General features: G+C 49.5%; 27 protein-coding genes and 2 riboswitches. Of the genes, 16 read left to right on the top strand and 11 right to left on the bottom strand.

Going from position 1 to position 25,089, the window contains the following annotated elements; all coding sequences use genetic code 11:
• Positions 1-217: 217 nt before the first annotated feature.
• Genes ACP26N_RS02405 through mtnK form a run of 5 tightly spaced genes read right to left on the bottom strand, consistent with a single transcriptional unit; the run spans position 218 to position 6,067 of the window.
• The gene (locus ACP26N_RS02405) at positions 218-1,237 is read right to left on the bottom strand and encodes an ABC transporter permease (protein ID WP_426354689.1); all 1,020 of its coding nucleotides are present in this window, start codon (positions 1,235-1,237) and stop codon (positions 218-220) included.
• Complete coding sequence (locus tag ACP26N_RS02400; RefSeq protein ID WP_426354688.1) at positions 1,230-2,753, bottom strand: sugar ABC transporter ATP-binding protein; 1,524 nt, start codon at positions 2,751-2,753, stop codon at positions 1,230-1,232. Before ACP26N_RS02400 ends, ACP26N_RS02405 begins: the two co-directional genes overlap by 8 nt.
• Complete coding sequence (locus ACP26N_RS02395; protein ID WP_426354686.1) at positions 2,750-3,832, bottom strand: sugar ABC transporter substrate-binding protein; 1,083 nt, start codon at positions 3,830-3,832, stop codon at positions 2,750-2,752. The genes ACP26N_RS02400 and ACP26N_RS02395 overlap by 4 nt, the downstream gene beginning before the upstream one ends.
• 19 nt (positions 3,833-3,851) lie before the next feature.
• Positions 3,852-4,901 (bottom strand): S-methyl-5-thioribose-1-phosphate isomerase, encoded by a 1,050-nt coding sequence (gene mtnA, locus ACP26N_RS02390; RefSeq protein WP_188005122.1) that lies wholly within the window; start codon positions 4,899-4,901, stop codon positions 3,852-3,854.
• Entirely contained in the window at positions 4,898-6,067 is a 1,170-nt protein-coding gene (gene mtnK / locus ACP26N_RS02385; RefSeq protein ID WP_131503421.1) for an S-methyl-5-thioribose kinase, read from the bottom strand. Before mtnK ends, mtnA begins: the two co-directional genes overlap by 4 nt.
• Before the next feature lie 78 nt (positions 6,068-6,145).
• Positions 6,146-6,248, bottom strand: a riboswitch (SAM riboswitch).
• Between the two features lie 208 nt (positions 6,249-6,456).
• A riboswitch (SAM riboswitch) is annotated at positions 6,457-6,558 on the top strand.
• Between the two features lie 80 nt (positions 6,559-6,638).
• Here mtnK and ACP26N_RS02380 point away from each other — a divergent pair.
• The 6 genes from ACP26N_RS02380 (at position 6,639) to ACP26N_RS02355 (ending at position 11,133) form a co-directional block, all read left to right on the top strand.
• Entirely contained in the window at positions 6,639-7,829 is a 1,191-nt protein-coding gene (locus ACP26N_RS02380; RefSeq protein ID WP_426354683.1) for a 2,3-diketo-5-methylthiopentyl-1-phosphate enolase, read from the top strand.
• Complete coding sequence (locus ACP26N_RS02375) at positions 7,826-8,485, top strand: 2-hydroxy-3-keto-5-methylthiopentenyl-1-phosphate phosphatase (protein ID WP_131503419.1); 660 nt, start codon at positions 7,826-7,828, stop codon at positions 8,483-8,485. Before ACP26N_RS02380 ends, ACP26N_RS02375 begins: the two co-directional genes overlap by 4 nt.
• Complete coding sequence (locus ACP26N_RS02370) at positions 8,482-9,102, top strand: methylthioribulose 1-phosphate dehydratase (RefSeq protein WP_214855638.1); 621 nt, start codon at positions 8,482-8,484, stop codon at positions 9,100-9,102. The genes ACP26N_RS02375 and ACP26N_RS02370 overlap by 4 nt, the downstream gene beginning before the upstream one ends.
• A gap of 15 nt (positions 9,103-9,117) precedes the next feature.
• A complete protein-coding gene (locus tag ACP26N_RS02365) occupies positions 9,118-9,657 on the top strand; it encodes a 1,2-dihydroxy-3-keto-5-methylthiopentene dioxygenase (RefSeq protein WP_214855636.1) in 540 nt (179 codons plus the stop codon).
• Positions 9,658-9,799: 142 nt separating this feature from the next.
• Positions 9,800-10,309 (top strand): arsinothricin resistance N-acetyltransferase ArsN1 family A, encoded by a 510-nt coding sequence (locus ACP26N_RS02360; RefSeq protein WP_131973300.1) that lies wholly within the window; start codon positions 9,800-9,802, stop codon positions 10,307-10,309.
• Between the two features lie 68 nt (positions 10,310-10,377).
• The gene (locus tag ACP26N_RS02355; RefSeq protein WP_426354680.1) at positions 10,378-11,133 is read left to right on the top strand and encodes an MBL fold metallo-hydrolase; all 756 of its coding nucleotides are present in this window, start codon (positions 10,378-10,380) and stop codon (positions 11,131-11,133) included.
• Between the two features lie 60 nt (positions 11,134-11,193).
• Here ACP26N_RS02355 and ACP26N_RS02350 read toward each other — a convergent pair whose 3' ends face one another.
• A complete protein-coding gene (locus ACP26N_RS02350) occupies positions 11,194-11,841 on the bottom strand; it encodes a pentapeptide repeat-containing protein (protein WP_131973302.1) in 648 nt (215 codons plus the stop codon).
• Positions 11,842-11,998: 157 nt separating this feature from the next.
• Between ACP26N_RS02350 and ACP26N_RS02345 the strand changes: the two genes are divergently transcribed.
• From ACP26N_RS02345 to ACP26N_RS02335, 3 genes are all read left to right on the top strand, one after another.
• The gene (locus tag ACP26N_RS02345) at positions 11,999-13,324 is read left to right on the top strand and encodes a DNA polymerase thumb domain-containing protein (RefSeq protein WP_426354677.1); all 1,326 of its coding nucleotides are present in this window, start codon (positions 11,999-12,001) and stop codon (positions 13,322-13,324) included.
• Positions 13,308-13,637, top strand: a complete 330-nt coding sequence (locus ACP26N_RS02340) for a YolD-like family protein (RefSeq protein WP_131973304.1) — start codon at positions 13,308-13,310, stop codon at positions 13,635-13,637. The genes ACP26N_RS02345 and ACP26N_RS02340 overlap by 17 nt, the downstream gene beginning before the upstream one ends.
• Before the next feature lie 69 nt (positions 13,638-13,706).
• Positions 13,707-14,519 (top strand): ZIP family metal transporter, encoded by an 813-nt coding sequence (locus ACP26N_RS02335; RefSeq protein ID WP_012369327.1) that lies wholly within the window; start codon positions 13,707-13,709, stop codon positions 14,517-14,519.
• 63 nt (positions 14,520-14,582) lie between these two features.
• Here ACP26N_RS02335 and ACP26N_RS02330 read toward each other — a convergent pair whose 3' ends face one another.
• Positions 14,583-16,706, bottom strand: a complete 2,124-nt coding sequence (locus ACP26N_RS02330) for a heavy metal translocating P-type ATPase (protein ID WP_426354675.1) — start codon at positions 16,704-16,706, stop codon at positions 14,583-14,585.
• Between the two features lie 171 nt (positions 16,707-16,877).
• Here ACP26N_RS02330 and ACP26N_RS02325 point away from each other — a divergent pair, with 171 nt between their 5' ends.
• From ACP26N_RS02325 to ACP26N_RS02305, 5 genes are all read left to right on the top strand, one after another.
• On the top strand, positions 16,878-17,714 hold the full coding sequence (locus tag ACP26N_RS02325) for an undecaprenyl-diphosphate phosphatase (RefSeq protein ID WP_426354673.1): 837 nt from the start codon (positions 16,878-16,880) through the stop codon (positions 17,712-17,714).
• A gap of 108 nt (positions 17,715-17,822) precedes the next feature.
• Positions 17,823-18,416, top strand: coding sequence for a LemA family protein (locus tag ACP26N_RS02320; RefSeq protein WP_114597089.1), 594 nt, complete (start codon positions 17,823-17,825; stop codon positions 18,414-18,416).
• Entirely contained in the window at positions 18,413-19,150 is a 738-nt protein-coding gene (locus tag ACP26N_RS02315; protein WP_426354671.1) for a TPM domain-containing protein, read from the top strand. The genes ACP26N_RS02320 and ACP26N_RS02315 overlap by 4 nt, the downstream gene beginning before the upstream one ends.
• Positions 19,151-19,158: 8 nt before the next feature.
• Positions 19,159-19,431, top strand: coding sequence for a DUF1294 domain-containing protein (locus ACP26N_RS02310; RefSeq protein ID WP_131503408.1), 273 nt, complete (start codon positions 19,159-19,161; stop codon positions 19,429-19,431).
• Positions 19,432-19,644: 213 nt separating this feature from the next.
• Positions 19,645-20,607, top strand: a complete 963-nt coding sequence (locus tag ACP26N_RS02305) for an EAL domain-containing protein (protein ID WP_131503407.1) — start codon at positions 19,645-19,647, stop codon at positions 20,605-20,607.
• Positions 20,608-20,661: 54 nt separating this feature from the next.
• Here ACP26N_RS02305 and ACP26N_RS02300 read toward each other — a convergent pair whose 3' ends face one another.
• Entirely contained in the window at positions 20,662-21,687 is a 1,026-nt protein-coding gene (locus tag ACP26N_RS02300; protein ID WP_131973309.1) for an iron-containing alcohol dehydrogenase family protein, read from the bottom strand.
• Between the two features lie 138 nt (positions 21,688-21,825).
• Between ACP26N_RS02300 and ACP26N_RS02295 the strand changes: the two genes are divergently transcribed.
• A complete protein-coding gene (locus ACP26N_RS02295) occupies positions 21,826-22,650 on the top strand; it encodes an aldo/keto reductase (RefSeq protein ID WP_426354668.1) in 825 nt (274 codons plus the stop codon).
• A gap of 73 nt (positions 22,651-22,723) precedes the next feature.
• Here ACP26N_RS02295 and ACP26N_RS02290 read toward each other — a convergent pair whose 3' ends face one another.
• From ACP26N_RS02290 to ACP26N_RS02280, 3 genes are all read right to left on the bottom strand, one after another.
• On the bottom strand, positions 22,724-23,482 hold the full coding sequence (locus tag ACP26N_RS02290; protein ID WP_426354667.1) for a general stress protein: 759 nt from the start codon (positions 23,480-23,482) through the stop codon (positions 22,724-22,726).
• A gap of 123 nt (positions 23,483-23,605) precedes the next feature.
• The gene (locus ACP26N_RS02285; RefSeq protein ID WP_114597082.1) at positions 23,606-23,923 is read right to left on the bottom strand and encodes a DMT family transporter; all 318 of its coding nucleotides are present in this window, start codon (positions 23,921-23,923) and stop codon (positions 23,606-23,608) included.
• Entirely contained in the window at positions 23,920-24,249 is a 330-nt protein-coding gene (locus tag ACP26N_RS02280; RefSeq protein WP_114597081.1) for a DMT family transporter, read from the bottom strand. The genes ACP26N_RS02285 and ACP26N_RS02280 overlap by 4 nt, the downstream gene beginning before the upstream one ends.
• Before the next feature lie 263 nt (positions 24,250-24,512).
• Here ACP26N_RS02280 and ACP26N_RS02275 point away from each other — a divergent pair, with 263 nt between their 5' ends.
• A complete protein-coding gene (locus ACP26N_RS02275) occupies positions 24,513-25,064 on the top strand; it encodes a GNAT family N-acetyltransferase (protein ID WP_131503403.1) in 552 nt (183 codons plus the stop codon).
• Positions 25,065-25,089 lie beyond the last annotated feature (25 nt).

The following is a 25,089-nucleotide window of genomic DNA, read 5'->3' as shown; positions in this document are numbered from 1 at the left end:
GATCACATATCGTAAACCGTTCTTGAACCGTGCAATCTGCACGTAAAACACGAATCACTTCGTGTCTATTGTCATGTTGCGTCCGTCAAGTCCGGTGATCCTCTTCTTCTCGAAGCGACATGCGATCGTTCCCTATACATTGATAATCATTCATGTGCATCACCATCCTTTCATATACTGAATATTACCTATTCTATTCGAAGTTAAACCACTTTTTTTAATTTTTTTTGAAACGGTAATAGGTCGAAGCCAAGGCAAGCGCCAAAACGGCACCTTTGATGATGTTCAGTGAATAATACGGTACCGACAACATGACGAGCCCGTTCTCAAGAATTCCGACGAGACAAGCACCGACCAGTGTCCCGAGCGCATTCGGCTTCCCTTGTCCGGCAAATGAAGAACCGATGAACGCTGCTGCAACAGCCGGCATCAAATAACCGGATCCGGCATTGATTTGGGAGGAACCGACTTGCGACGCCAGCAAGATCCCGCCGACAGCCGACAGTAATCCGGCAATCAGATAAGCGAGTGCCCGGTACCGGTTGACCCGGATGCCGGTCAGATGGGCTGCTTCCGGATTTCCGCCGATGATGTACAAAAAACGTCCATGCCGGGTATGGTTCAAAAAGACATGCGTCACGGCGACGACGACAAGCATGATCAGAATGATCCAAGGCGCCTGACTGATTTTTAAAAACGACTCCGGAATCAATCCGACCGTCGGTGTTCCGTCGAGACGGGGCATCCCGGCACTGATTGATCCGCCACCGGTATAGGTCATCGCGACGCCTTCAAAAATGAACATCGTCGCAAGTGTGGCGAACAGATCCGGAATCTTAAACTTCACAATCAACAAAATGTTGACGAGTGCGACCGCCAAGGCAATTACGAGGGCCAGACCAATCGAGACGCCGAGCGGCAGGCTGTACCAGACAAAAAAAGAGACGACGAGCGAGCTGGCAAAGGTTGCGGTTGAACCGACGGACAAGTCAAACCCGTTGACCGTCAACGAAACCGTTAATCCGATGGCGATGATGGTCACAATCGAGATGCTTCGTAAAATATTGACCAGGTTCGTCCCTTGCAAGAAATTCGGCGCCGTCATGGCAAAGAACAGAATAAGTGCAACAATCGCGAGGACGATGCCCCAGTCGTTCAAAAAGCGTAATAACGGTTTTCCCGGTGCGGTTCGTGGTGCGTCCGGCTTTGCCGTCGGTTTTTGCAATACATCATTCATTCTGTTGTCCTCCTGTTGCATACCACAATAATTGTTCTTCGGTCGTTTCCGCAGTGGTCGTTTCAGACACGATCCGTCCGTCATACATGACATAAATCCGGTCGGTCACAGCCAGCAGTTCATCCAGTTCGCTCGACGCATAGATGACGGCTTTCTGTTCTGCAGCCAATTGATCAATCACTTGGAAGATTTCCGCTTTCGCCCCGACATCGACGCCTTTTGTCGGTTCATCCAATACCAGGACGGACGCGTCTGCCAGCAACCATTTCCCGATGGCGACTTTTTGCTGGTTCCCGCCGGATAAGTCGGCGGCACGTTGCTCGGTACTGCTGACTTTAATCGACAGTTGCTGCACGATTTTTTGAGCTGCGGTCCGCTCCTTTGTTTTCTGTATAAATCCGAACCGGTTGACGAATTGTTGGAGACTGGCTGCCGTCATGTTTTGGTCAATCGGATCTGCGACTAAAATCCCTTCTTTCCGCCGTTCTTCCGGCACCAGCCCAATACCGAGCCGGACTGCATCATTCGGCGAACGAAGGCGGTGTGTTTCTCCATGCAGACGAATCGATCCCGAAGTGACAGAAAGCGATCCGAAAATCGTTTTACACAGTTCCGTCTTACCGGCACCGACGAGTCCGGCAATTCCGATCACTTCTCCGGCACGGACGGTTAACGAGATGTCATCCAGTTGTCCGGCGACTGTGACCCGGTCGAGTTCAAGTGATGGTGCACCCGCCGGACGCGCTTCCCGTTTCGATTGGCGCAGACGCCGGCCCAGCATCTGTTCGACGACTGTTTCCTTTGTTTGTCCGGCAAGAAGCTGACGTGACACCAGCTTGCCGTCCCGCATGACAGAAATGGATTCACAAATCTCAAATAGTTCTTGCAGCCGGTGGGAAATGAAGATGACGCCCAGTTGTTCCGTCTCTGCCAGCTCACGAATGATGCGAAACAGTTGCTCCGTTTCCCGTCCGCTGAGCGGGGCGGTCGGCTCATCCAATATCAGGAACCGGCTCTCCTGGACCAAGGCGCGGGCAATCAAGACCAGTTGTTTTTCGGCCAGACGCAACTCGCTGACCCGCTGCCGGACATCAATTGATGCTTTCAGTTTCCGTAAAGCACGTTCGGCTATTTCCTCGTATCGCTGCCGTCTGATGAACCCTTTCAGCTGTCCGTTCGTCAGCACATCGAGACAAATATTTTCCGCCACGGTCAAATAACCGACCAGTGCCGTATCGACTTCCTGATAAACGATTTCAATCCCGGCCCGTTTTGCGGCAGCCGGTGAATCGATTGTCAGAGGTACACCGTCAAACCAAATCGTTCCGTCATATGAATCGTACGCCCCGGCCAACACTTTCATCAGCGTGGATTTACCGGCTCCGTTCGCTCCGACAAGCGCATGGATTTCCCCGCGGCCCACGGAAAAATCAACATCGTCCAGCGCCTTGACGCCGGGGAATTCGATTGAAATTCCCTGCATCTCCAGTCGTTGTTCCTTCACCGGACGGGTCATTTCCCGTCATTCGCTTTCCGCAGTTTTTCCATCCACGGTTCATTGAACTTTTCGGACGTACTCCAGCCTTTGATGATCGTATCGAGATTGTACATCGTCGTATCGGCTTTCAGTGCTTTTTGTTCGACCAGTTTAGCGTCTAGGTCAAAAGTGTCCGGTGTGTTTTCCCCGGCCAGCTTTTTCGCCAGCAGACGCATATCCGTCTGTCCGATCAAATGCGGATCGACGGCACTCGTCGACACCCAGTTACTGCCCTTTTCACGCATCAGATTGATGTCCTGGTTCGAAACGTCGATTGAAATCAACGGAATCTCCTGACGTTTGTTATCCTTTAAGGATTTATAGGCTCCTTTGGCGACTTCATCCCAAGCACCCCAGACGGCATCGATACTTCCTTTCGGATATTTGGCGAGAATCGCGTTCATCTTCGCCGCAATATCGCCTTGGACATCCTGGAAGTTCGTTGGTCCGACTGTTTCAAGCGTTTTAATTTTTCCGTCTGCTTCGTATGTCTTGTAGATTTCCTGACGGCGGTCAAGCGGGGCAAATCCCGGACCGAACCACAGTTTGATGACCCGGACCGGCTGATCGTCTTTGACTTTCGTTACTTCATCGAGTGAAAGCTGTGCCAGTTTATGATCATCCTGGAACGTTTCCGTGATGCCTTTTAACGTCTGGTCCTTTTTCTTTGTCACTGTATCGAACGTCACGACTTTGATCCCTTTGTCGATCGCCGGTTTGATCATGTCGTAGGCATAATCCTCTTTTCCGTGCGAGATAATCAGTCCGTCATAATCCTGTTGGACGGCTTGGGCGACGAGTTCCTTGAATTTGACGTCATTGCCTTCCGAGATGAACGTGTTAACCTGAAAACCGAGCGCTTCCCCTTCCGAACGAGCTCCGTCCAAAAACTGTTTCGTATGGTCATCGGATGCCAGATTGCGGATGACGGCAATTTTGACGTCTCCCTGGACACTTTCCGGTACACCACTGATTTTTTTCGTCGGTGTCGCTTCGCTATTGGCGCAAGCAGCCAGCAAGACCGCCGGTGCAAGTACCGCAAATGCTAATTTTTTCATTTCGATCTCCCCAGTCTGTTTAACGTATTTGTTGTCCGATTGTCTGCTCGATCGTTTCGACGGACGGATGCTTGATGACTCCCAGTTCCGTAATGATTGCCGTGATCAATTCGTGCGGTGTCACGTCAAACGCCGGATTAAAGACGGCCACACCGGCCGGCGCCGTTGCTTTCCCTGCGAATTGCGTCACTTCACGGGCATCGCGTTCTTCAATCTCAATCTCGTCTCCCGACAAGCTCGTCAAATCAAAGGTCGAAAGGGGTGCCGCGACATAAAACGGAATCCCGAAAGCACGGGCCAGTAATGCCAGTTGAAACGTCCCGATTTTATTCGCGGTATCCCCGTTTCGGGTAATCCGGTCGGCACCGACGATGATGGCGGTGATGTTTTTTTCTTTGATGGTATGGGCGACCATATTATCGGTAATCAAGGTCACGTCAATACCGGCCCGTTGCAGTTCCCATGTCGTCAGACGCGCTCCCTGCAGTAACGGCCGCGTTTCCGATGCATAAACGGAGAGCAGAATTTCCTGTTCTTTCGCGAGATAAAACGGGGCGAGTGCCGTCCCGTAAGCCGCTGTCGCAATCGATCCGGCATTACAAATCGTCAGAACCCGGTCACCGGACTCAAATAATTCCAATGCGTGGATCCCGATTTGCCGGGATGTCTTGGCATCCGTTTCATACAGTTCGAGCGCCTTTTGTTCCAACCGTTTTGGTAACTCGGCAAGCGCCGTACTCGAGACAATAATTTGATTCAGCTCATCAAGCACGTTCCGCAAATTGACCGCCGTCGGCCGGGTTGCGAGCAATTGGGCCGACACCGTCAACAGTTCTTGTTTCGCTTCAGAAAGTGACCCTGTCGTCCGGCGGAATGCTTCCTGCACAAGGATGAAGCCGCCGAACAGGCTGATGGCCGGGGCACCGCGGACACGTAATTGTTTGATGGCGTCAATCGCTTGCGCCAAGTCATGGATAACCTCGTATCGTTCTTCTTCCGGGAGCCGGGTCTGATCCAAAATCGTCACCGTCCCGTTGTCATAGATGATGCTTTGGACGAATTGGCTCATCGGCTGAGTTCCTCCGTCAAATCGAAGTTCCGTAAATCGGTGAACGTCTTGCATTCGGTCCGGCGTTTGATCAATGCCACTCCAAGACGTAACGCATGACGTTTCCGCTCAAGTCGTTCCCCCGCGTCCGTGATGTTCTCGAGGTCCGCAACCGGTGCCAATCCAATCGTCCGCCGAATCAACTCACAACCGGCAAAGCCCAGTGCGTCCTGTAAAATCGTACTGAGGACATCGTCGACAAGTCCGCCCGCCGAACGGAACGGCTCTACCGCTTCGCGTTCCCATAATGCTTTGAACGTCGACGCAAAGGTCAGCCAAAACGTATCGATATCCTTCACCCGTCCATCCCGTAACTCGGCATAGTTTGGATACGCGGCAAAGCAGAGATGGGCGATGAATTGTCCGACATCAAAACCAAACGGTCCGTAAAAGGCGAACTCGGGATCGATGACTTTCGTTTCATCGGCTGAAGCAAAAATACTTCCGGTATGTAAGTCACCGTGCAATAATGCATCACCTTTTGTGATGAACAGTGTTTCCAGTTTCGCGACTTCGCGTTTCAGTTCTGCATCCTGCCATAACCGAACCGCTTCCGCTTCGAGGCCTGCTTCAATCGCATTCGTTTCCGCATCATAAAACGGGTCTGTGAAGATCAATTTTTCCGTGATATCACAGAGATCCGGATTGTAGTAGTTCCGCGCCACTTGTTTTTTCGCGACCGGTCCAAGCGCAAAATCCGACGTATAAAACAGTGTCCGCGCCAGGTACGAACCGATGTGTTCCGCGAGTAACGGATACTTTTCCCCTTCGAGCAAGCCGGTCCGGGCGATCGTCAAATGCGACAAATCCTCCATCACCGTAAACGCTTCTTCCTTGCTCGCATGGTAGACGTGCGGAACGAAAGGAACAGCGACTTTTGCGAATTCTTTTAAGGCCGATTGTTCAATCCAGGCCCGTTCGAGCGACAGCGGCCAGCTTTCCCCGACGACTTTCGCATATGGCAACGCCTGCTTTAAAATCAGCCGTTTTTCTCCTTCCTGAATCCGGAAAACGAGATTTAAATTCCCGTCCCCGATCTCTTCTGCCGTCACCGGTTCATTGCCGATTAATCCGAGTGTCCGGACCCGTTCAATCGCGTCCTGTACTGTAAATGCTTGGTATCCCATTCTGGTTTCCTCCTTGTTGATCACACGAAAAAACGCCTCTTTTCGTCAAAGAAAAGAGGCGCGGCAGAATACTCCGTCCTCTTATCTCTCAGACGAATGTCTGTTGGATGTAGCACCGTGCCGGATGGTCGGTTGCTGCGGCGTCTTCGGGCCAATTCCCTCTGCCAACTCACGATAAGAGTCATATGTAGTTGTCATGTGATTTGATGTTGATTTGAATACTACGTGCGTTGCTGGCCGTCTGTCAATTCCAATTTTTAGTGAAACGGATTCAAAAACGGAACCGTCTATAGAAGAAGTATTTTCAAAAAAATAAATTTTCAAAATATAGTTTGACAAGTGATGGATCTCATGTAAAAATTGCAATTAGATTTCACAATTTCATCCAATTCTTATCAAGAGCAGACGGAGGGACGAGCCCTACGATGTCGCAGCAACCGACCACTTGGCACGGTGCTAATTCTTGCAGCTAATACGCTGACAGATAAGAGTCCACGCGCAATTTTTCATGGTCTCTTGTCATTGACGAGGGACCATTTTTGTATTTTTCAATAAGGGAGAGACGATTCATATGGCGTACATTACCGCAACATACCAACTCGGAACGACTGATCAGTTGCCGAAACGGGCAGAGCAAATCGCGCTCGGTCTGACGGTCGGTTCATGGACCGATTTAAATCACTTGGAACAACAACAACTGGAATCCTTTAAAGGACAGGTCGTCCATACAGAAGAACATGACGGCAAAGGTTACATTACGATCCGTTATCCGGAACACAACGTCTCACGGGACTTTTCCGCTATCTTAACGACGGTCTTCGGTAAACTGTCGCTCGATGGACAAATCAAGTTAACCGACTTACAGCTTCCCTCGTCATTCACGAACGACTTTCCCGGTGCCAAATTCGGGATTGAAGGAGTCCGTCAATTGATTCAGGTCCATGACCGTCCCCTGTTGATGAGCATATTTAAAGGAGTCATCGGACGGGACCTCGTCTTTTTACAGGAACAACTCGAAGCACAGCTCGCGGGCGGCATCGATCTCGTTAAAGATGATGAGATTCTATACGACAATCCGTTGACGCCGGCACTCGACCGGGCACGGATCGGACGGGAAGTCCTCGACGCCCATTATGAACGCACCGGCAAACGGGCGCTTTATGCAATTACGTTAAGCGGTCCCGTCTTCGGCTTGAAGGAACAGGCAAAACGCCTGATTGAAGCAGGTGCCACGGCCTTCCTGCTCAACACGTTTACATACGGACTCGATGTCCTGCGCGAGTTGGCTGCCGATGCGGACATTTCCGTCCCGATTTTTAATCACCCGGCCTTAAGCGGTGCCTTGATCGCAAGTCCTGAATACGGTATTTCGGCTCCTGTTCTGCTTGGAACGTTACCCCGACTGGCCGGTGCTGACTTGACATTGTTCCCGTCTCCCTATGGTAACGTTGCACTCGCCAAAGATTTGGCCCGCGGGATCGCCGTTGAAGCGACGCGAATCGGAGAAACGAAGACGATTCTGCCGGTTCCGTCCGCCGGCATCCATCCCGGCCTCGTCGCTCAGCTCGTCCGTGATTTCGGTACCGATTCGGTCATCAATGCCGGAGGCGGCGTTCACGGTCATCCGCAAGGGGCAGCGGCCGGTGTCCTTGCATTTCGTCAGGCGCTCGACGCCGCACTGACCGGAGAATCGCTGACAAGTGCCGCAACGCGGCAGGAAGAATTACGGGTCGCCCTTGACGCCTGGGGGATCACGAAATGACGACTCGGATTTTATGTGACTTCGACGGCACGGTGACGGAACACGACAACATCATCGCCTTGATGAAAGAGTTTGCCCCGCAAGAAGCATTTGAACCATTAAAAAAAGGTGTGCTCGACCGGTCGCTGTCGATCCGGTCCGGGGTTGGACAGATGTTCCGATTGTTGCCCTCAGATCGAAAACAGGAGTATATCGATTTTTTGATTAATCGGGCAGTCATCCGTCCCGGCTTCGACACCTTACTCGCCTTTGCCAAATCAAACGGAATCGACTTTGCGATTGTCAGCGGCGGAATTGACTTTTTTGTCCAACCGATTCTTGCCTGTTTACTGACAGATGAAACGATTTACTGCAACGGCAGTGACTTCAGTGAAGAGACGGTCCGGATTGAATGGCCACACGCTTGCGATGCGGCATGCAACAATCAATGCGGCTGTTGTAAAACGTCAATCGCCCGGAAGTTGAAGCAGGACGGCGATACGATCATCGCAATCGGCGATTCCGTGACGGATTTTGAACTGGCGAAAAAGGCTGATCACGTCTATGCCCGGGATTATCTGATAACACTCTGTGAACAGCACGGTATTCCCTATACGCCGTTTGAAACGTTTTATGACATCGTCAAACACTTACAGACCACGGGGGTGCATGCATGACATTCTTGAAACGATACGAAGAACTCCGCGCTATCAAGCAGGAGTTCGCCGCACGCGACTGGTTTCCCGGCACGAGCGGTAACCTCGCCATTCGAACGAACAGCAGTCCGACGGAATTTCTTGTGACGGCAAGCGGCAAAGATAAACGCCAGGACACGCCAGACGATTTCGTCCATGTTGACGCGACCGGTCAATTGATCGGCGAACAAAACGGACGTCCTTCCGCGGAGACGTTACTTCATGTCGAAGTTTTTAACCGGACGACGGCCGGCTGCTCGCTTCATGTCCATACCGTCGACAACAATGTCATTTCAGAACTCTACGGAGACCGCGGGGAAATCCGGTTTACCGGTCAGGAAATCATCAAGGCACTCGGCCGCTGGGAAGAAGATGCGGAAGTCGTCGTACCGGTTATTGCGAACCATGCGGATATCCCGACTCTTGCCGCAGTGTTTGCCAAGCATGTAAAAACGGAAAGCGGTGCCGTCCTGATTCGCAATCACGGGATCACCGTCTGGGCACCGACTGCCTTTGAAGCGAAAAAACAGTTGGAAGCCTTTGAATTTTTATTCAGCTACACGTTAAAACTGCAAACGTGCCGACAGGCGATTCATTAAAAGGAGGAATTTAAAATGGCAACAGTACTTTTCCAAAAGACAAACGAACGGTATACGGATCAAAACGAGGTTTCCGCTTTTCTTTCTTCACGTGGTGTCCTGTATGAACAATGGGATGTCTCGAAACTCCCGGCAGAACTGGTCGACACCTATACGCTGACGGACGCGGACAAACAAACGATTCTCGATACGTTCGAGCCGGAAATTACGGACGTCTCGGAACGCCGCGGCTACCAGACGGCCGATATCATCTCACTGTCCGATGCGACACCGAACTTAGATGAGTTGCTCGTCAACTTCCAAAAAGAGCACCACCATACGGATGACGAAGTCCGGTTCATCGTCAGCGGTCACGGCGTCTTTGCGATCCAGGACGACGAAGTCGGCTATTACAACATTGAACTGAACCCCGGAGATTTGATTTCCGTTCCCGTCAATACACGTCATTACTTCACACTACAGGACGATCGCCAAGTCGTTGCGGTCCGGATTTTCGTGACAACGGATGGTTGGGTTCCAATTTACGAAAAAGATCCGATCGAAACTACAAACTGAGGAAACATCCGAATAGCAGACGGCCCGGTCCATCCGGCTGTCTGTTTTTTTCTGCTCCATTCCTATCTTACAAACATACCGCTTGTTTTCGTTTCCTCCTATATAATGAAGAAAAGACTCTTTTGAATTGGAGGTCACGTGTATGATGATTCGTCCTGTCCAAGAAGCTGATTTACAAGACATCCTCGCCATCTATAACGAAGGCATCGAAGATCGGATCGCGACGCTTGAAACGGATACCAAGGAATTATCTTTCATGCAGGACTGGTATCAGGAACGGACACCCCGCTATGCCGGGTTTGTAGCGTATGAAGGAACGACGATCCTTGGCTTCATCTCACTTGACCCCTACAATCCGCGCCCCGTCTATCAATCGGTCGGTGAACTATCGGTCTACATCACCCGGACCCACCGCGGACAAGGCATCGGGCGTCAACTGCTCCATGTCATTGAAGAACACGCGATTACGCAAGGGTTCCACAAGTTGATTCTGTTTACGTTTCCGTTTAACAGACTCGGTCAAAAACTGTACATCCGGTCCGGTTTCCGGATTGTCGGAACATTTAAGGAACAGGGTATGCTTAACGGGTATTATGTCGATGTCCTGGCGATGGAAAAATTGCTTCCGAAAACGATCGACGAGCAGATATGATTAGTCCGGCGTCTGAATGGGAAATGAACGAACAGTGAAACATTCCCAACCCGAAAGGAAGACTGCCTGTGGATATTCAACAGATCCGTAATGCGACACTCGTCGTCACTTATGCCAATCAAGTATTTTTAATCGATCCGTTTCTCGGTGAAAAAGGAACCTTACCGCCGTTTGGTCACACACCTAATGCCGTTCCGAACCCGCTCGTCGACTTACCGGTCGATATCGCGACGTTACTTGATCCGGACGCGATTTTCGTCACCCATCTGCATGCCGACCATTTTGACGAGACGGCAAAAGAAGTGTTACCGAAACAAATTCCGCTTTATGCACAAAATGAGTCGGATGCAGCCACGATCCGCGAAGCCGGGTTCACGAATGTATCTTCGTTTGAGAACGGACTGTCGCTCGGTGATATCCGTGTCTCCCATACGTCGGGACAACACGGTGTCGGTGAAATCGGTCAACGGATGGGTACGGTGTCCGGTCTCGTCTTGAAACATCCTGACGAACCGACGCTCTATATCACCGGTGACACGATTTGGTGTGATGAAGTCGCGAAGGCAATCGAACAACATGCGCCGGATATCATCATCGTCAACAGTGGTGCTGCACAATTCCTGACCGGCGAACCGATTACGATGTCCCAGCGTGATCTGCTTGCTGTTCATGAAGCGGCGGCTGAAGCCACGATCATCGTCTCGCATCTCGAGACCGTCAACCATTGTCTCCTGCGCCGCGATATGATTGCCGACTTTCTGGCCGCTCATCATCTGTCCGCACATTTCCTCATCCCGGATGACGGTGAAACCATTTCCTTCTAAACAAAATGAAGTCCACTGTCCCGAGTACTACCGGGACAGCGGACTTCATTTTGTTTATCGTTAATCGTGACTTGGAATGACGAGTCCGAGTAAACGGGCAAATGTGATGGCCTGGCTTTCCGTAACGACGGCACCCGGTAAGAAGCGTGGATCAATCGTGATTCCGGACAGATCGGCATGCCGCAGATCGAGTCCTTTTAACGCCGTCTCGACCCATTGGCTTTCCGATAAATCAACTTCATGCAGACGGAAATCGGTTGGCTTCATTTCAAAGAAATGGCTTTCCCGCATCGTCGTCTGCTCCAGTGCGACGTGACGTAACGCTGTCCGGATAACTTGAGCATAATTAGCCTGACAGTTTTTGATCGTCACATGATCGATTGTATTGGACTCAAAGTGAATCCCGGTCAGACGACAATCCTCAAAGACGATCCGGTGAAAACGACTGTCCTGAAACTGGCAGCCCGTCAAGTCACATTGTTCAAACCGGACATTTTCAAATGAAGCCCGTTCAAAAACCAGTCCTGCAAACGAGACGTTCCGAAAACAGACTTGATTGACGTCCAGCCGTTCTGTCAGCTCGACCGGTAATGTCTCTTTTTCATACAGCGTTTGGTACAGATACGGGTCATCGATTTCGACATCCGCAAAGGTTTCTGGTGTCAATTGATGCGGTAACTCGGGTAATTGAATGATTTGTTTTTTCACGTACTTCCCCTTCTTTCTTTACTTCACTTTCATCTTTCTTAGTGTAGCAAAGATTGACTCTTTTTTTGGTTTTTTGATTTGAGACCGACTGAGACCATGATATAGTCAAATCAAAAACAAGAACAAACGTTCTTTTATGTATCAAGGAGTGTTTCCGATGAACCCGACTATCTCTTTTCCCGATCGACGCATCTTTTGTGTCGACAGTGTCTCCTTCTATGCCAGTTGCGAATGCCGTTACCGAAACCTTCCTCCTTTGACGACGAAACTCGCTGTCGTATCAGACCTTCATCGATCCGGATCCGTTATTCTTGCGGCCAGTCCCGCCTTAAAACAACTTGGCATTAAGACAGCTAGTCGTCTTTATCAAATTGAGCAGCTGCCTTCTCGTGAGCGGAAACAGATTGTGCTCGTCGAACCGCGGATGCTGGCATACATGAAAACATCAATCGAAGTACTGGATGTCTTGCATCAGTTTGCACCTCCCGACGCGATCCGGATCTATTCGATTGACGAAAACTTTATCGATATGACCGGAACGGAACGGCTTTTTGGCTCAGATGTTGAAACGGCTCAAAAAATCCAGACGGCGATTTGGCATCAGACCGGCATTCCGGTCCGGATTGGGATTGGTCCGAACAATGTCATCGCAAAACTGGTCCTTGATTTACGTGGAAAACGTGAAGGCATCGCACGATGCGGATATGCGGATGTTTCCCGGTTGCTGCACGATTTTCCGATTCGTAAAATGTGGGGCATCGGACGGATGATGGAACAGCATTTGCTGGCGCTTGGTATCGAAACGATTGGTGACCTGGCAGCAGCACGGGTGGAAGATCTGCACGAACAGTTCGGCGTAATCGGGGCAGAACTTTGGCATCACGCCTGGGGAATTGACAGTTCTCCGACGATCATCAATCCCCTGACTTTATTTCAGACCACATCCGATGCCAAACGAACGATCGGCCATGGAGTGACCTTGATGCGTGACTATTACCAGTACGAACAGATTCGTTTAGTCCTCTCCGAATTAGCAGGTGATGTCGCCGCACGGGTCCGTTTTTCTAATCAAGTCGGTTGGACGGTGCATCTCGGCGTTCGCTACTCCCGCCATGTCACCCGGGATGGCTTTTCGAAACAGCTCCGCCTGCCTTATCCGACCGCCGATGAACGGCTGTTGTTGCGTTACGTCCTCCAATTGTTCGAACCGAATTGGCTCGACGGTGAACCGGTTCGCTTTCTATCGGTCGCCCTCGGACAACTCACCCCGGATCAGGGAACACTTCAATTGTCCTTGTTTGAAGACAATACAAAGGTCTGGCGCAGAAAACGGTTATTAAAAGCCATCGACCATGTCAATTTACGTTACGGAAAAGGAACGATCCGGCTGGCGGTGTCTTTCCTCGATACAAGTGTCGCGAAACGCCGCCTCCGATTCGTCGGCGGACATCCGGGAGGTGATTTACATGACACGTTACCGTGACCGCGGAAATCTCAAGTGGCTTCCCTTTTTGATGCCGGAACACATCCAGTTGCTTAAAGCCTATTATCTTGAAAAACATCACATCGATTTTCCTGTCATCGATGAACAACTGCAGTATCCTTGGCATTTTTTACTCGAACAATCATTAATAGAAGGAACCGAGCTCGAAATCACGTATTATAGTGAAAGAGGCTATGTCACGACATCCGGATTCATCGAGCAGGTTCACCGTGAGCGCGCGTACCTTGTTTTGCGCGGGTCCTCACGGATTGAAATTCCGCTCGGACGAATCATCCGGATCGAAAACGGGTAGAAGAGACAGAAGCTGCTGTACGATACGCACTTATTTTAAGAATTGTCATTGAAAGAAGGATTGATTGGTATGATGGAATGGTTTACCGGACTTCCGGTCGTCATGCAAGCCCTGCTTGCCGGTATGATGACCTGGGGATTGACGGCACTCGGGGCCGCACTTGTCTTCGTCTTTACGACGATTGAAAAACGGGTCATGAATATGATGCTCGGCTTTGCAGCCGGTGTCATGATTGCGGCGTCGTTTTGGTCCTTGCTTGCCCCGGCAATTGAATTTACGGAAAAAGATGGTGGGATTGCCTGGTTGCCGGCCGCAATCGGTTTCCTCGCAGGCGGTTTTTTTGTCCGCCTCCTGGATTTTGTAACTCCCCATCTGCACTTATCCGCTCCGCTCGAAACCGCTGAAGGTCCTTCGACCGGTCTGAAAAAAACAACGTTGCTGTTTCTCGCGATTACGCTCCACAATATCCCGGAAGGACTCGCGATCGGTGTCGCGTTCGGTGCCGCCGCACTGAACATGGATGGTGCGACCGTTGCCGGTGCCTTGACACTGGCACTTGGAATCGGGATTCAAAACATGCCGGAAGGGGCTGCTTTGTCGATTCCGCTTCGCGGAGAAGGCATGTCACGTCGGCGGGCTTTTAACTACGGACAATTGTCGGCGATCGTCGAACCGATTGCTGCAATGGTCGGTGCTGCTGCCGTCTTCTTTATTCAACCGCTCTTGCCGTATGCTTTGGCGTTTGCCGCCGGCGCAATGATTTTCGTCGTCGTCGAAGAATTGATTCCCGAATCACAGGCTGAAAACGGATCAGACTTGGCAACACTTGGTCTGATGGTCGGTTTCACTGTTATGATGATTCTTGACGTCGCACTTGGCTGATGTAACATCAATAAAACCTCTCCCGTGTAAATATGGGAGAGGTTTTATTTGTAGATTGAATTCTTATTTTCGTAAAATCCGCATCGCATTTAGGACAGCGAGGACTGTCACACCGACATCGGCAAAAACGGCTTCCCACATCGTCGCAACACCAAAGGCACCAAGCAATAAGAAAATCCCTTTGATACCTAATGCAAACGTAATGTTCTGATAGACGATCCGGCGTGTCGACCGGGCAATCCGAATCGCTTCGACCAGTTGTTTCGGTTCATCCGTCATCAGGACGACATCCGCTGCTTCAATCGCGACGTCACTTCCAAGTCCACCCATCGCAATCCCGACATCCGCCCGCGTCAATACGGGAGCATCATTAATTCCGTCCCCGACAAACGCGACCTGTCCCTTTGCTTGATCTAAGATCGCTTCGAGTTGTTCCACTTTTTGATGTGGCAACAGTTCTGCCTTTACTTGCGTTATCCCGATTTGCTGCCCGATCCGTTCCGCCGTTTCCCGCCGGTCTCCGGTCAACATGATTGTCTGGCGAATCCCGAGTGTTTTTAGTTCGCGTAATGCTTCTATCGTCGTATCTTTAATACGGTCGGCAATCCGGATATATCCAAGGTAGCTGTCGTTTCGGGCAACATGCACATAAGTCCCGTCTTCGGTCTGATCGAGCGGCATCAAGCCGAGTTCTTTGAACCACCGGGCATTTCCCGCCTGAATCTGATCCGTGCCGAACCGTCCGGCGACGCCGGAACCGGCTACTTCCTGATAGTCTTGAACAGCGGTCGGAATAGAACCATGCAGGGCATACATCCGTTGAATCGATTTTGCGATTGGATGATTCGAGTGTTGCTCAACGGTCGCTGCGACGCGAAGCAGTTCGTCTTCCGATCCATGCACGGCTTTCAGTTCGACGACTTCAAACACACCTTCCGTCAACGTTCCCGTTTTATCGAAGACGACCGTATCGAGTTGTTGTAACGCTTCGAGATGATTTCCGCCTTTGACAAGAATACCGCGTTTCGAAGCAGCACCGATTCCACTAAAGAAGCCGAGCGGGATTGAAATCACGAGCGCACAGGGACAACTGATGACAAGGAACACAAGTGCCCGGTAAATCCAGTCGTTCCAAGCCGCTCCCGTCACAACGAGTGGCGGCACGATGGCAAGAAGTGTTGCAATCACGACGACAATCGGTGTATAAATCCGTGCAAATCGTGTAATGAATTTTTCCGTCGGTGCTTTATGGCGTGACGCATTTTCGACTAAATCCAGAATTTTAGCGACGGTCGACTCACTGTATCGTCGATCGACCTGAATCAACAGATGACCATCGGTATTAATCGTCCCGGCTAAAATCGGCTCGGTCGGACGGACACGCCGCGGGATCGATTCACCGGTCAATGCCGTCGTATCGATGAACGCTTCCCCTTCAAGAACAGTCCCATCCAGTGGAATCTTCTCCCCTGCCCGGACAATAATCCGTTGACCGATGTTCACCTGTTCCGAACTCACACGCCGGCCATCCTCAAGCGTCGCGATATCCGGCCGGATGTCCATCAACGCGGCAATCGATTTACGCGACTGATCGACGGCACGGTGTTGGAAAAACTCACCGACTTGATAAAACAGCATCACAGCGACGGCTTCCGGATATTCTCCGATTAAAAAAGCACCAGCCGTCGCAATGACCATTAAAAAGTTCTCATCAAACACTTGACCTTGCCGGATATTTCTTACAGCGGTTCGAAGGACATCCCAACCGATTAAAAAGTAGGCAATCGTAAAAAATAGAAGGTCAATTGATCCCGGAACAAAAAAGGCACCGATGAAGGATATCATCCCGATACTATATTGTATTTTTTTCGTACGATTTAAAAATGGACCGTGATCGTGCGGATGACTATGGTCATGTCCCACCTGTTGATGCGGATCAACTGCTTCTGCGGATGCTGTCCGTATCACTTGTACATCCGGTTCGAGCTGCTGAATCCGTTCAATGACTGCCTGATACGTCTCGTCGTATGCAACGTCCTTTTCATACGTCAGATAAAGTTTCTGACCGGCAAAATCCAAATCTGCCTGTTCAATGCCTGTTACGTTCGCAACACCCCGCTCCACTTTCGCAGCACAGTTCGCACAATCGATTCCTGTAATCTGAAGACGTTCTGTTTTCGCTTCCATTCTCCCACCTCATTCAAACGTTTGTTTGATTATAAGAATAGCTTACTCCTTTATTTCTTTTTCAACAAGTCACATTTGTCTCAGACTTGCGCCCGATATTTTGATTAGTTCTATCTCAGAAGAATAAAACATGATATGTTTTTAAATAGAAAAATATAGAAGGAGAATAACATGACTATCATTGAATTACTTAAAGCACTTTTACTCGGTTTCGTCGAAGGAATGACGGAATTCGCCCCTGTCTCCTCGACAGGACATATGATCATCGTCGATGATATGTGGCTGCAGACTTCAGAGTTCTTAACTCAGTACTCCGCGAATACATTTAAGATTGTCATCCAGCTCGGCTCGATTTTAGCCGTCATCGTCGTCTTTTGGAAACGGTTGTTCAGTTTAATCGGTCTTTACAAAATTGAAGGTGAACACGATGCAACCGGTACACACAAATTAAAGTTACGTCACGTCCTGATTGGTTTACTTCCGGCAGCCATTCTCGGTCTGTTGTTCGAAGACTTCATCGATGAAAACCTCTTCTCCATCGATACCGTCATCATCGGTCTTGCAGCCGGTGCCATCTTGATGATTGCGGCTGATAAATTCGGACCAAAAGAACCGAAAACAACGACGCTTGATCAGATTTCGTACCGCCAGGCAGCTCTTGTCGGCCTATTCCAGTGTATCTCGCTTTGGCCGGGCTTCTCACGGTCCGGTTCGACGATTTCCGGAGGGGTGTTCCTCGGGATGAATCACCGGACGGCAGCAGACTTTACGTTCATCATGGCTGTTCCGATCATGTTTGGTGCAAGTGCCTTGTCACTCGTTAAAAACTGGCAGTACATCGAAATGGCACACCTCAGCTTTTACATCGTCGGTTTCATCGCTTCGTTCGGTTTTGCGTTACTGTCGATTCGTTTCTTCCTGAAACTGATCAACAAAATTAAACTCGTTCCGTTTGCGATTTACCGCCTTGTCCTGGCAGCCATTCTTGCGGTCATCGTCTACATGTAATCCTCAAACTACCAGCGAATCGTTGGTAGTTTTTCATTTTCATGAAACTAATTAAGAACGATTAGGGTATATATAGTTGAGATACAGAAAAAAGGAGTGGTCATCGTTATGGCTCGTAGAAATCGTGGAGGTTCCAAGTTACCTCTCATCATCGGGATTGCGGTCGTCGTCCTCATTGCATTTTTAGCAATCGGACAATACAACAGTCTCGTCAATGTGGAAGAAGATGTTTCAAATAAGTGGTCGCAAGTCGATAATCAAATCAAACGCCGGGCGGATTTAATTCCGAATCTCGTCGAAACCGTCAAAGGTGTCGCCGGTCAGGAACAAAAAGTGTATGGTGATATCGCTGAAGCACAAGCCGGCTTAGCACGTGCTGCTTCAACAGAACAACGGATTGAAGCCGATCAACAGGTCACATCTTCGCTTCGTGGATTAATCGCGTTGCAAACGACATATCCGGACTTAAAATCAAGCGAACGGTTCCAATCGTTGATGGATACACTCGAAGGAACGGAAAATCGTCTGGGTATTGCCCGTAAAGATTATAATGATGCTGTGACAGTCTATAACAAAAAACGTCGCAGTTTCCCAACTTCGCTTTATGCTTCGGCATTTGGTTTCGAGAAAAAACCATATTATGAAATCTCCGAAAGTGACCGTGAAAATCCGACGGTCGACTTCAATAGTGACTCGAAATGATTTGGCGACGAACGCGACTGCTTTTTACCGCGTTCCTCGTCTTCTTCCTTCTGACTCCGACTGCCGAAGCCGTGTCAGAACGCACGGGCGCAGCATTCTTCATCCAGGATGATGCACAGCTGCTGACCGCGTCGGAAGAAGCGGAACTCGCTCGTCTCGGGCAAGAACTCGAACAATATACAACGGCACAGGTCGTGCTCAAGACTGTGCCGGATTTAAAAGGACAAGATCTAAGCACGTATGCCAATGAAACGTTCCGGGCTCAAGGTATTGGACAGGCCGGAAAAGATAACGGAATTCTCGTTGTCGTGGCCCCAAACGAAAAAGACCGGAACTTCCGGATCGAAGTCGGCTATAAGCTCGAAGGCATTCTGACCGACATCACAGCGGGACGCATCCTCGACAAGTACGCTGTTCCCTATCGTGATCAAGGCGAGTATGGTAAAGCAGCGTCCGAAACATATAAAGCGGTCGTCAGTGTCGTTTCGAAAGAACAGTCGCTTGAATCGAAGGATCCGGTTAAGAAAAGTGCGGACGGCGGTTTGAGTACATGGGCAAAAGTCCTGATTGGCGCCGGTCTCGTTCTCTTGTTATTCCTCGATATGAAGTTCACCGGCGGGATGTTCTTTTTTGCCATCATCAACATCTTTTCCGCTATCATGCGTGGTGGTGGAGGCGGTGGCGGCAGCCGGGGCGGCGGCGGAAGTTCCGGCGGCGGCGGCGCGGAAAGGTAAGGACTGCTATGACTATTTTTTCAGGTATCGTTGTATTTTACGGCATCATGACCGTCATTGGATTTGTTTCAATGTGGCGGGATAAACGCCAAGCGCAGCAACACGAATGGCGGACGCCGGAAGCCACCTTGTTGACAATTGCTTTTTTAGGCGGCGCTCTCGGGACGCTTTTGGCAATGCAACTCGTCCGGCATAAAACACGGACCGCCAAATTCCAACTCTTTGTACCGTTAGCAATTTTACTGCATGCTACGCTTTGGATTTTGTGGATTCGATCGTAATCCTTTAAATTATGTACCGATTAACCGATAAAAAAGACAGGATGGTTCATCAAAAGATGAACTGTACCTATCTTTTTTTTTACTTTGGTCAATTGAAGGACAAATAGTTGATATCAGGTTTATTTATAGATTATCTTCGGGTAAAGACTTTAACTAATTTAATAAATACATCTTTTACAGACGTATTTTACCAAGAGAGGTGGACACCCATTCATGTGGCATCCTTGCGCCGAATGTACAACAACAATCCGTTTTATCGAGGCCGGTTCTTTACATATTCAATCGCCTGCGCCAGAAGTATTTTCTTACAGTTCATTTGAGCAGTTGGAACAAATCCTTAGCTCTACGTTACAGATTGGGGATTTTCCGGTTTCCTGCCGGGCGAACGGATCACGTCTCGTGACACCTGTACTTGCAGCTTCTGTTTTACTCGAACAGTTGAAGAGCCGACAAGCCATTGATTTCATTCAAAACGGCATCATGACGAGTCATCTGCAACCAATCTTCAACATTCAAGACAACTCACTTTTTGCGAATGAAGCGTTGCTTCGGGCCGCTGACCAAACGATTCCGATGTCCCCGGGTCTGCTCTTTTCGACCGCTTCCAAAATGGGGCTTCATTCCCGACTCGATCAACGGGCGCGTGAAGAAGCGATTCGGGCAACACATCTGGTCGGTGGAACGCAAAAAACCTTTATTAACTTCCTCCCTTCGACCATCTACAATCCGGAGTACTGCCTGCGTCATACGTTCGAAATCGTCGAACGGTATAACGTGGATCCAAGCCGGCTCGTGTTCGAAGTCGTCGAGACGGAAAAAATCGAAGACGTCAATCACTTGAAACATGTCTTCGAACAATATAAAAAACAAGGCATCCAAGTAGCACTCGATGATGTCGGTGCCGGCTTCTCGACGCTTGATATGTTGTCGTTACTCCAACCGGATTATGTCAAAATTGATCGTGCCTTCATCTCAAACTGTGACACTGTAACAGAAAATGAAGCCTTTTTACGAAAAGCGCGTCATTTAACAAAAGAGATGGGGATTCAGATTCTTGCGGAAGGCATCGAACGTCAGGAAGAACTCGATCTCTGCCGCGAACTTGGATTTGATCTCGGACAAGGTTATCTGCTCGGCCGTCCCGCACCGTACTCAGAACTGGCAAAAGCACAGTAATCGTAAAGCCCCTCTCCTCCGCTTCGAGGAGAGGGGCTTTATCTTATATTTCCATCAAGATATGAGTACTGCTTCCCGGTCATTTTTCATTAAGGCCGAAAGAACGGTCGCCTTCGACCAATCCGTCGCAATCAGTTGACAGAGCGGTTCCTGACCAATTCGTTGCGCCAAGTCGGCTCGCTCCGCTTCCGTCAATCCTAGATTTGTACTCGTCGTCGGTTGTTTGTTTTCAATCAAATACTGTCGCAACTCTGTATAGGACACTGTTTCACCTAACAATAACTCCTGAATCAACAAGCCGTAACCGACTTTACTTCCGTGTAAAATTCGGTTCGTCGACGGGAACGGAGATAACGCATTATGAACACCGTGACCAATCGCCCCACGTGTTGCTTCGTCACCGAATCCACCGACACTTCCGGCAAGCGGAATGACCGTCTCCACCAGATGTTGAATCGGGGACGAATACTCCTGAAATTGTTTTGGACTGATCGGTGTCTGCAAAATTAATCGTTTACAGTGTTCTGCCATCCGTAAGGCCGATTCGACGACAGGATGGTCAGAAGTCGATCCGCTCAGCGCCCGGGCTTCGTACCATTTCGCTAATGTATCGACCAGTCCGGCAACAAAATAATCATATGGACTGGCTGCTAAAATCCGATGGTCGAGCAATAATGCTTCAATGACGACAGGAATCGTGTCAAAACGAAGGTACCGACCCCGTTCATCATACATGACACTAAGGGGTGTCCACGGGGCACAGTTCGAGACGATCGTCGGAATGACAATCAACGGGCAATTTCGTTTGACGGCCACTTGTTTGGCCGTATCAATGACGGACCCGCCGCCAAGAGCGATGATCATTTCGTACGTGGCACATTGTTCTGTAAGCTCTATTACCTGCTGATCTGTACAATGTCCGGAAAACAGCAGCTTCGGCAATTCCGGCAAATACTGTTCGGACGATTTTAATGCCTGTTCACCGTGAATCAGCACCGCTTTTCTCCCCCGTAACAGTTCTGAAAGCCGATCGACGGCTTGTTCTTCGTGTATGTATTGTAAAACGGCTTGACGAATCATCCTGATCCCTCCCATTATTTGTTAACGCTCAGTATACGGATTTCCTTGTGCCAATTCAACCCTTCCTTTGATTCGATTTTCGAAAGTGAAAAGCGTAAACTGGGTAAGACAGGATTATTATCTTAAGGGGGAATTCAAATGGAATTCGTTACGTTGAACAATGGGCTGGTCATGCCGCAACTGGGATACGGTGTGTTTAAAGTCCCGGAACAGGAAGTGTATGAAGCGGTGCGGGAAGCTTTACGGGTCGGCTACCGTTCCATTGATACGGCAATGATTTATGAAAACGAGGCCGGTGTCGGTCGCGCCTTAAAGGATTCGGGGATTCCACGGGAAGATATCTTTTTGACGACAAAGGTTTGGAATAAGGATCAAGGTTATGAACGGACACTGGCCGCGTTTGAAACCAGTCTCCAAAAGCTCGGGGTTGATTACGTTGATTTATACTTGATTCATTGGCCGATGCCGGACGAGGATTTGTATATGGATACGTGGCGTGCTTTAGAACAGCTGTATCGAGATGGCAAAGCAAAAGCGATCGGAGTATCGAATTTCCACATTCCGCATTTAACACGGGTATTGGAAGAAGGAACCGTCGTCCCTGCCGTCAATCAAATCGAACTGCATCCGTTCTTAAGTCAGGAAGCGATTCGCGCATTTTGCCAAAAGAACGGGATTGTCGTCGAAGCCTGGAGCCCGTTGATGAAGGGACGCGATGCCTTAACAGACCCGGTCATCACAGACATCGCGGCACGTCACGGTAAGACACCTGCTCAAGTCGTTCTCCGTTGGCATCTTCAGCATGACATCATCGCGATCCCGAAATCCGTCACACCAAGCCGGATTCAGGAAAACTTGGACATCTTTGATTTTGTGTTATCACCGGATGACATGCGACAAATCGATCAGCTCAATCGGAATGAGCGGACCGGCTCGAATCCGGACGACATGCATAAAAAATAAGACGAGGCTTACATCAACGTAAACATCGCCCCATACAAAAAGGCTGACATGAGCGTCAGCCTTTTTGTATGCATTAACGGTCCAAATCATTTCCGTGATCTTGTTTTGCTAAATCATCGGAATGATCCGCCGAACGGTTCGGACGGTGGATGTCGTCTTTTTTCCCGTCCTGCTGCTGTTCTTCGTGACGTACTTTTTGTTCTTCCCACTCCGGACGCTTAAAATCATCGTCCCGGCGCATCGCGATATCCGGTTTACGATCTTCTTTTAACTTGGCATGATGAATGGCTTCTTCGTCTTGCGGCATCTTATCCGTACCCGCACGGTGCAAATCAATCTCCGCGTGTTCTTCTTTTGAGTCTTTATCGACATCAAGCGGATTTCCCGATCCGAGTTGGGCATTTGAATTGGCATCGTCCGATGTATGCGTTTCTTCGTAACTGCCGTAACGTACTTTGACGTCAGGATGTGTATTGTCCGTGTTTAAGTGGGGATCGAACTGAATGTCCTGAACTTCCAGTAACAGAACGAATCCACCGCCTTCGACTTCCGTCTTATGGACCTCGACTTGATCCGCCGGTAAATCGAGTGAACCAAACAGATCATTTACTTCCTGATCACGTCCCTGATTCCCGCGAATCCGGTCAATCCACGACGGTTTCGTCGTCGCGATTTCCGCGTCCATCTGACTGCGGACCAGTTGAAGATTCGATTTTTCTTTAACGATGATATAAAAATCTTCTTCGCGATGACCTTGCTGATGCAACTCATCCATTTTTGAAATCAGTTCTTCTTCTTTATAAAACGTTCCGATATACTGTTTCGTTTTCATACCAATCCATCCCCTTATGCACGAATTTAATGACGTACTTGTCTTATAAGGAGTATTTCCTTTTTTCAGCTAAAATATGCCACCCAGTCGGCTCAAACAGGAAAAGTAATCTAAATGATATGTTTATTCTCCGACCAGCTTCAAACCGATCGTCGCACTGAGAATTAAACCGATACAAACAATCCGTTTCCAATCCTTCGCTTCGTTGTAAAAAATCATGCTGAGAATCGTACCACCTGCTGCTCCAATTCCGGTCCACACCGCATAGGCCGTCCCCATCGGCAGCTCATTCATCGCCAAAGTGAGGAATAAAAAACTGAGACCAAAACCAGCGAACATCAACAACAGATTTTTGGTGTTTTTTTGCTGATTAAACGTATTGATCAGGACGACACCTAACATTTCAAATAGTCCTGCCAGAATCAAATAGAACCAACTCATTGTTGTTCCCCCTCCCCACTGACTAATTTCAAACCAATCACGCCCACTAACAGGACTGCAATCAACATCAACTTGATGATGGATGCCGACTGACCGAATAAGACGATATCCGTTACGACCGTACCCGCTGTTCCGAGTCCGACGAACACCGCATAGACCGTTCCGACCGGCAGATGATTACTGACCTTGATTAACACCGTGAAGCTGACGATGATACTGACAATCGTCGCTCCCCACTCGAGTGGGGTCGCTGCGTGTTTTAATCCGATGACCCAACCGACTTCAAAAAAGGATGCCAGGATGATGCTTAACCAATATTTTGCCATGTTGTTTCCTCCTCTGTTTCGAATCAAACAAAAAAGCCCGGGAGCAAGCGCCTAAACGCTTTACTCCCGGGCTTTTATCCCTCCGTTGCATAAGGTTCCCCTTATGTTCCTCCCTTGGTCCAGCCGAACGGAACCCTAGAGGATTACTATTCTGTTCATTCGATACCCCGACTTTAGCACGCCCGATTTTGCCTGTCAAACAGGAAAATCCGGCTGAACAGCCAATATCTTATAAAGAGTCAACTATAGAGGAGGAGTCCATCATGCGCTACAAAATCAATGAGCAACTACGGATCCGTCGTTTTACTCCAGAAGATTTAGAAGCTGTCCATGCCTATGCCTCAAAACCCATCGTCAGTCAGTATCAATCGTGGGGACCCAACTCCGAAAGTGACAGCAAACAATTTATTCATGACGCACTTGAAAGCGAACTTGAGAATCCGCGCCGCCGGTATGTCTTCGCCGTCACCTTCCCGGATGATCGTGTGATTGGAGCCGGTGAACTGGTGATCACCGATACCGAACACAAAACGGCGGAGATCGGTTACATTCTGTCGCCGGATGAATGGGGAAACGGCTATGCGACATCCGTTGCCGCATTTTTACTCGAATTCGGATTCGAGAAACTGGAGTTACACCGGATTACAGCAACATGTGATCCGCGAAACGTCGCTTCAGAACGTGTCCTCCAGAAAGTCGGGATGACGAAAGAAGGTCAACTCCGCGAAACGGTTTATCTCGAAGACCATTGGCGCGATTCCCTCATTTACGGCATGCTCGATTGGGAGTGGCAGGTCGACCATGAAGACGATTAAAAATAAATCAGACCGGTGCCTCTTA

Source organism: Exiguobacterium sp. R-39 (genome assembly GCF_049942815.1).
Lineage (GTDB): Bacteria > Bacillota > Bacilli > Exiguobacteriales > Exiguobacteriaceae > Exiguobacterium_A.
This window is presented reverse-complemented; position numbering and strand designations above follow the sequence as displayed.

Coding starts and splice junctions, on each gene's coding strand:
- ACP26N_RS02380 (WP_426354683.1), top strand. CDS start 6,639: ATGGCGTACATTACCGCAACATACCAACTCGGAACGACTGATCAGTTG.
- ACP26N_RS02335 (WP_012369327.1), top strand. CDS start 13,707: ATGATGGAATGGTTTACCGGACTTCCGGTCGTCATGCAAGCCCTGCTT.
- ACP26N_RS02405 (WP_426354689.1), bottom strand. CDS start 1,237: ATGAATGATGTATTGCAAAAACCGACGGCAAAGCCGGACGCACCACGA.
- ACP26N_RS02330 (WP_426354675.1), bottom strand. CDS start 16,706: ATGGAAGCGAAAACAGAACGTCTTCAGATTACAGGAATCGATTGTGCG.
- mtnA (WP_188005122.1), bottom strand. CDS start 4,901: ATGAGCCAATTCGTCCAAAGCATCATCTATGACAACGGGACGGTGACG.
- ACP26N_RS02395 (WP_426354686.1), bottom strand. CDS start 3,832: ATGAAAAAATTAGCATTTGCGGTACTTGCACCGGCGGTCTTGCTGGCT.
- ACP26N_RS02340 (WP_131973304.1), top strand. CDS start 13,308: ATGACACGTTACCGTGACCGCGGAAATCTCAAGTGGCTTCCCTTTTTG.
- ACP26N_RS02310 (WP_131503408.1), top strand. CDS start 19,159: ATGACTATTTTTTCAGGTATCGTTGTATTTTACGGCATCATGACCGTC.
- ACP26N_RS02370 (WP_214855638.1), top strand. CDS start 8,482: ATGACATTCTTGAAACGATACGAAGAACTCCGCGCTATCAAGCAGGAG.
- ACP26N_RS02290 (WP_426354667.1), bottom strand. CDS start 23,482: ATGAAAACGAAACAGTATATCGGAACGTTTTATAAAGAAGAAGAACTG.
- ACP26N_RS02305 (WP_131503407.1), top strand. CDS start 19,645: ATGTGGCATCCTTGCGCCGAATGTACAACAACAATCCGTTTTATCGAG.
- ACP26N_RS02295 (WP_426354668.1), top strand. CDS start 21,826: ATGGAATTCGTTACGTTGAACAATGGGCTGGTCATGCCGCAACTGGGA.
- ACP26N_RS02315 (WP_426354671.1), top strand. CDS start 18,413: ATGATTTGGCGACGAACGCGACTGCTTTTTACCGCGTTCCTCGTCTTC.
- mtnK (WP_131503421.1), bottom strand. CDS start 6,067: ATGGGATACCAAGCATTTACAGTACAGGACGCGATTGAACGGGTCCGG.
- ACP26N_RS02300 (WP_131973309.1), bottom strand. CDS start 21,687: ATGATTCGTCAAGCCGTTTTACAATACATACACGAAGAACAAGCCGTC.
- ACP26N_RS02285 (WP_114597082.1), bottom strand. CDS start 23,923: ATGAGTTGGTTCTATTTGATTCTGGCAGGACTATTTGAAATGTTAGGT.
- ACP26N_RS02400 (WP_426354688.1), bottom strand. CDS start 2,753: ATGACCCGTCCGGTGAAGGAACAACGACTGGAGATGCAGGGAATTTCA.
- ACP26N_RS02375 (WP_131503419.1), top strand. CDS start 7,826: ATGACGACTCGGATTTTATGTGACTTCGACGGCACGGTGACGGAACAC.
- ACP26N_RS02360 (WP_131973300.1), top strand. CDS start 9,800: ATGATGATTCGTCCTGTCCAAGAAGCTGATTTACAAGACATCCTCGCC.
- ACP26N_RS02275 (WP_131503403.1), top strand. CDS start 24,513: ATGCGCTACAAAATCAATGAGCAACTACGGATCCGTCGTTTTACTCCA.
- ACP26N_RS02320 (WP_114597089.1), top strand. CDS start 17,823: ATGGCTCGTAGAAATCGTGGAGGTTCCAAGTTACCTCTCATCATCGGG.
- ACP26N_RS02365 (WP_214855636.1), top strand. CDS start 9,118: ATGGCAACAGTACTTTTCCAAAAGACAAACGAACGGTATACGGATCAA.
- ACP26N_RS02280 (WP_114597081.1), bottom strand. CDS start 24,249: ATGGCAAAATATTGGTTAAGCATCATCCTGGCATCCTTTTTTGAAGTC.
- ACP26N_RS02325 (WP_426354673.1), top strand. CDS start 16,878: ATGACTATCATTGAATTACTTAAAGCACTTTTACTCGGTTTCGTCGAA.
- ACP26N_RS02345 (WP_426354677.1), top strand. CDS start 11,999: ATGAACCCGACTATCTCTTTTCCCGATCGACGCATCTTTTGTGTCGAC.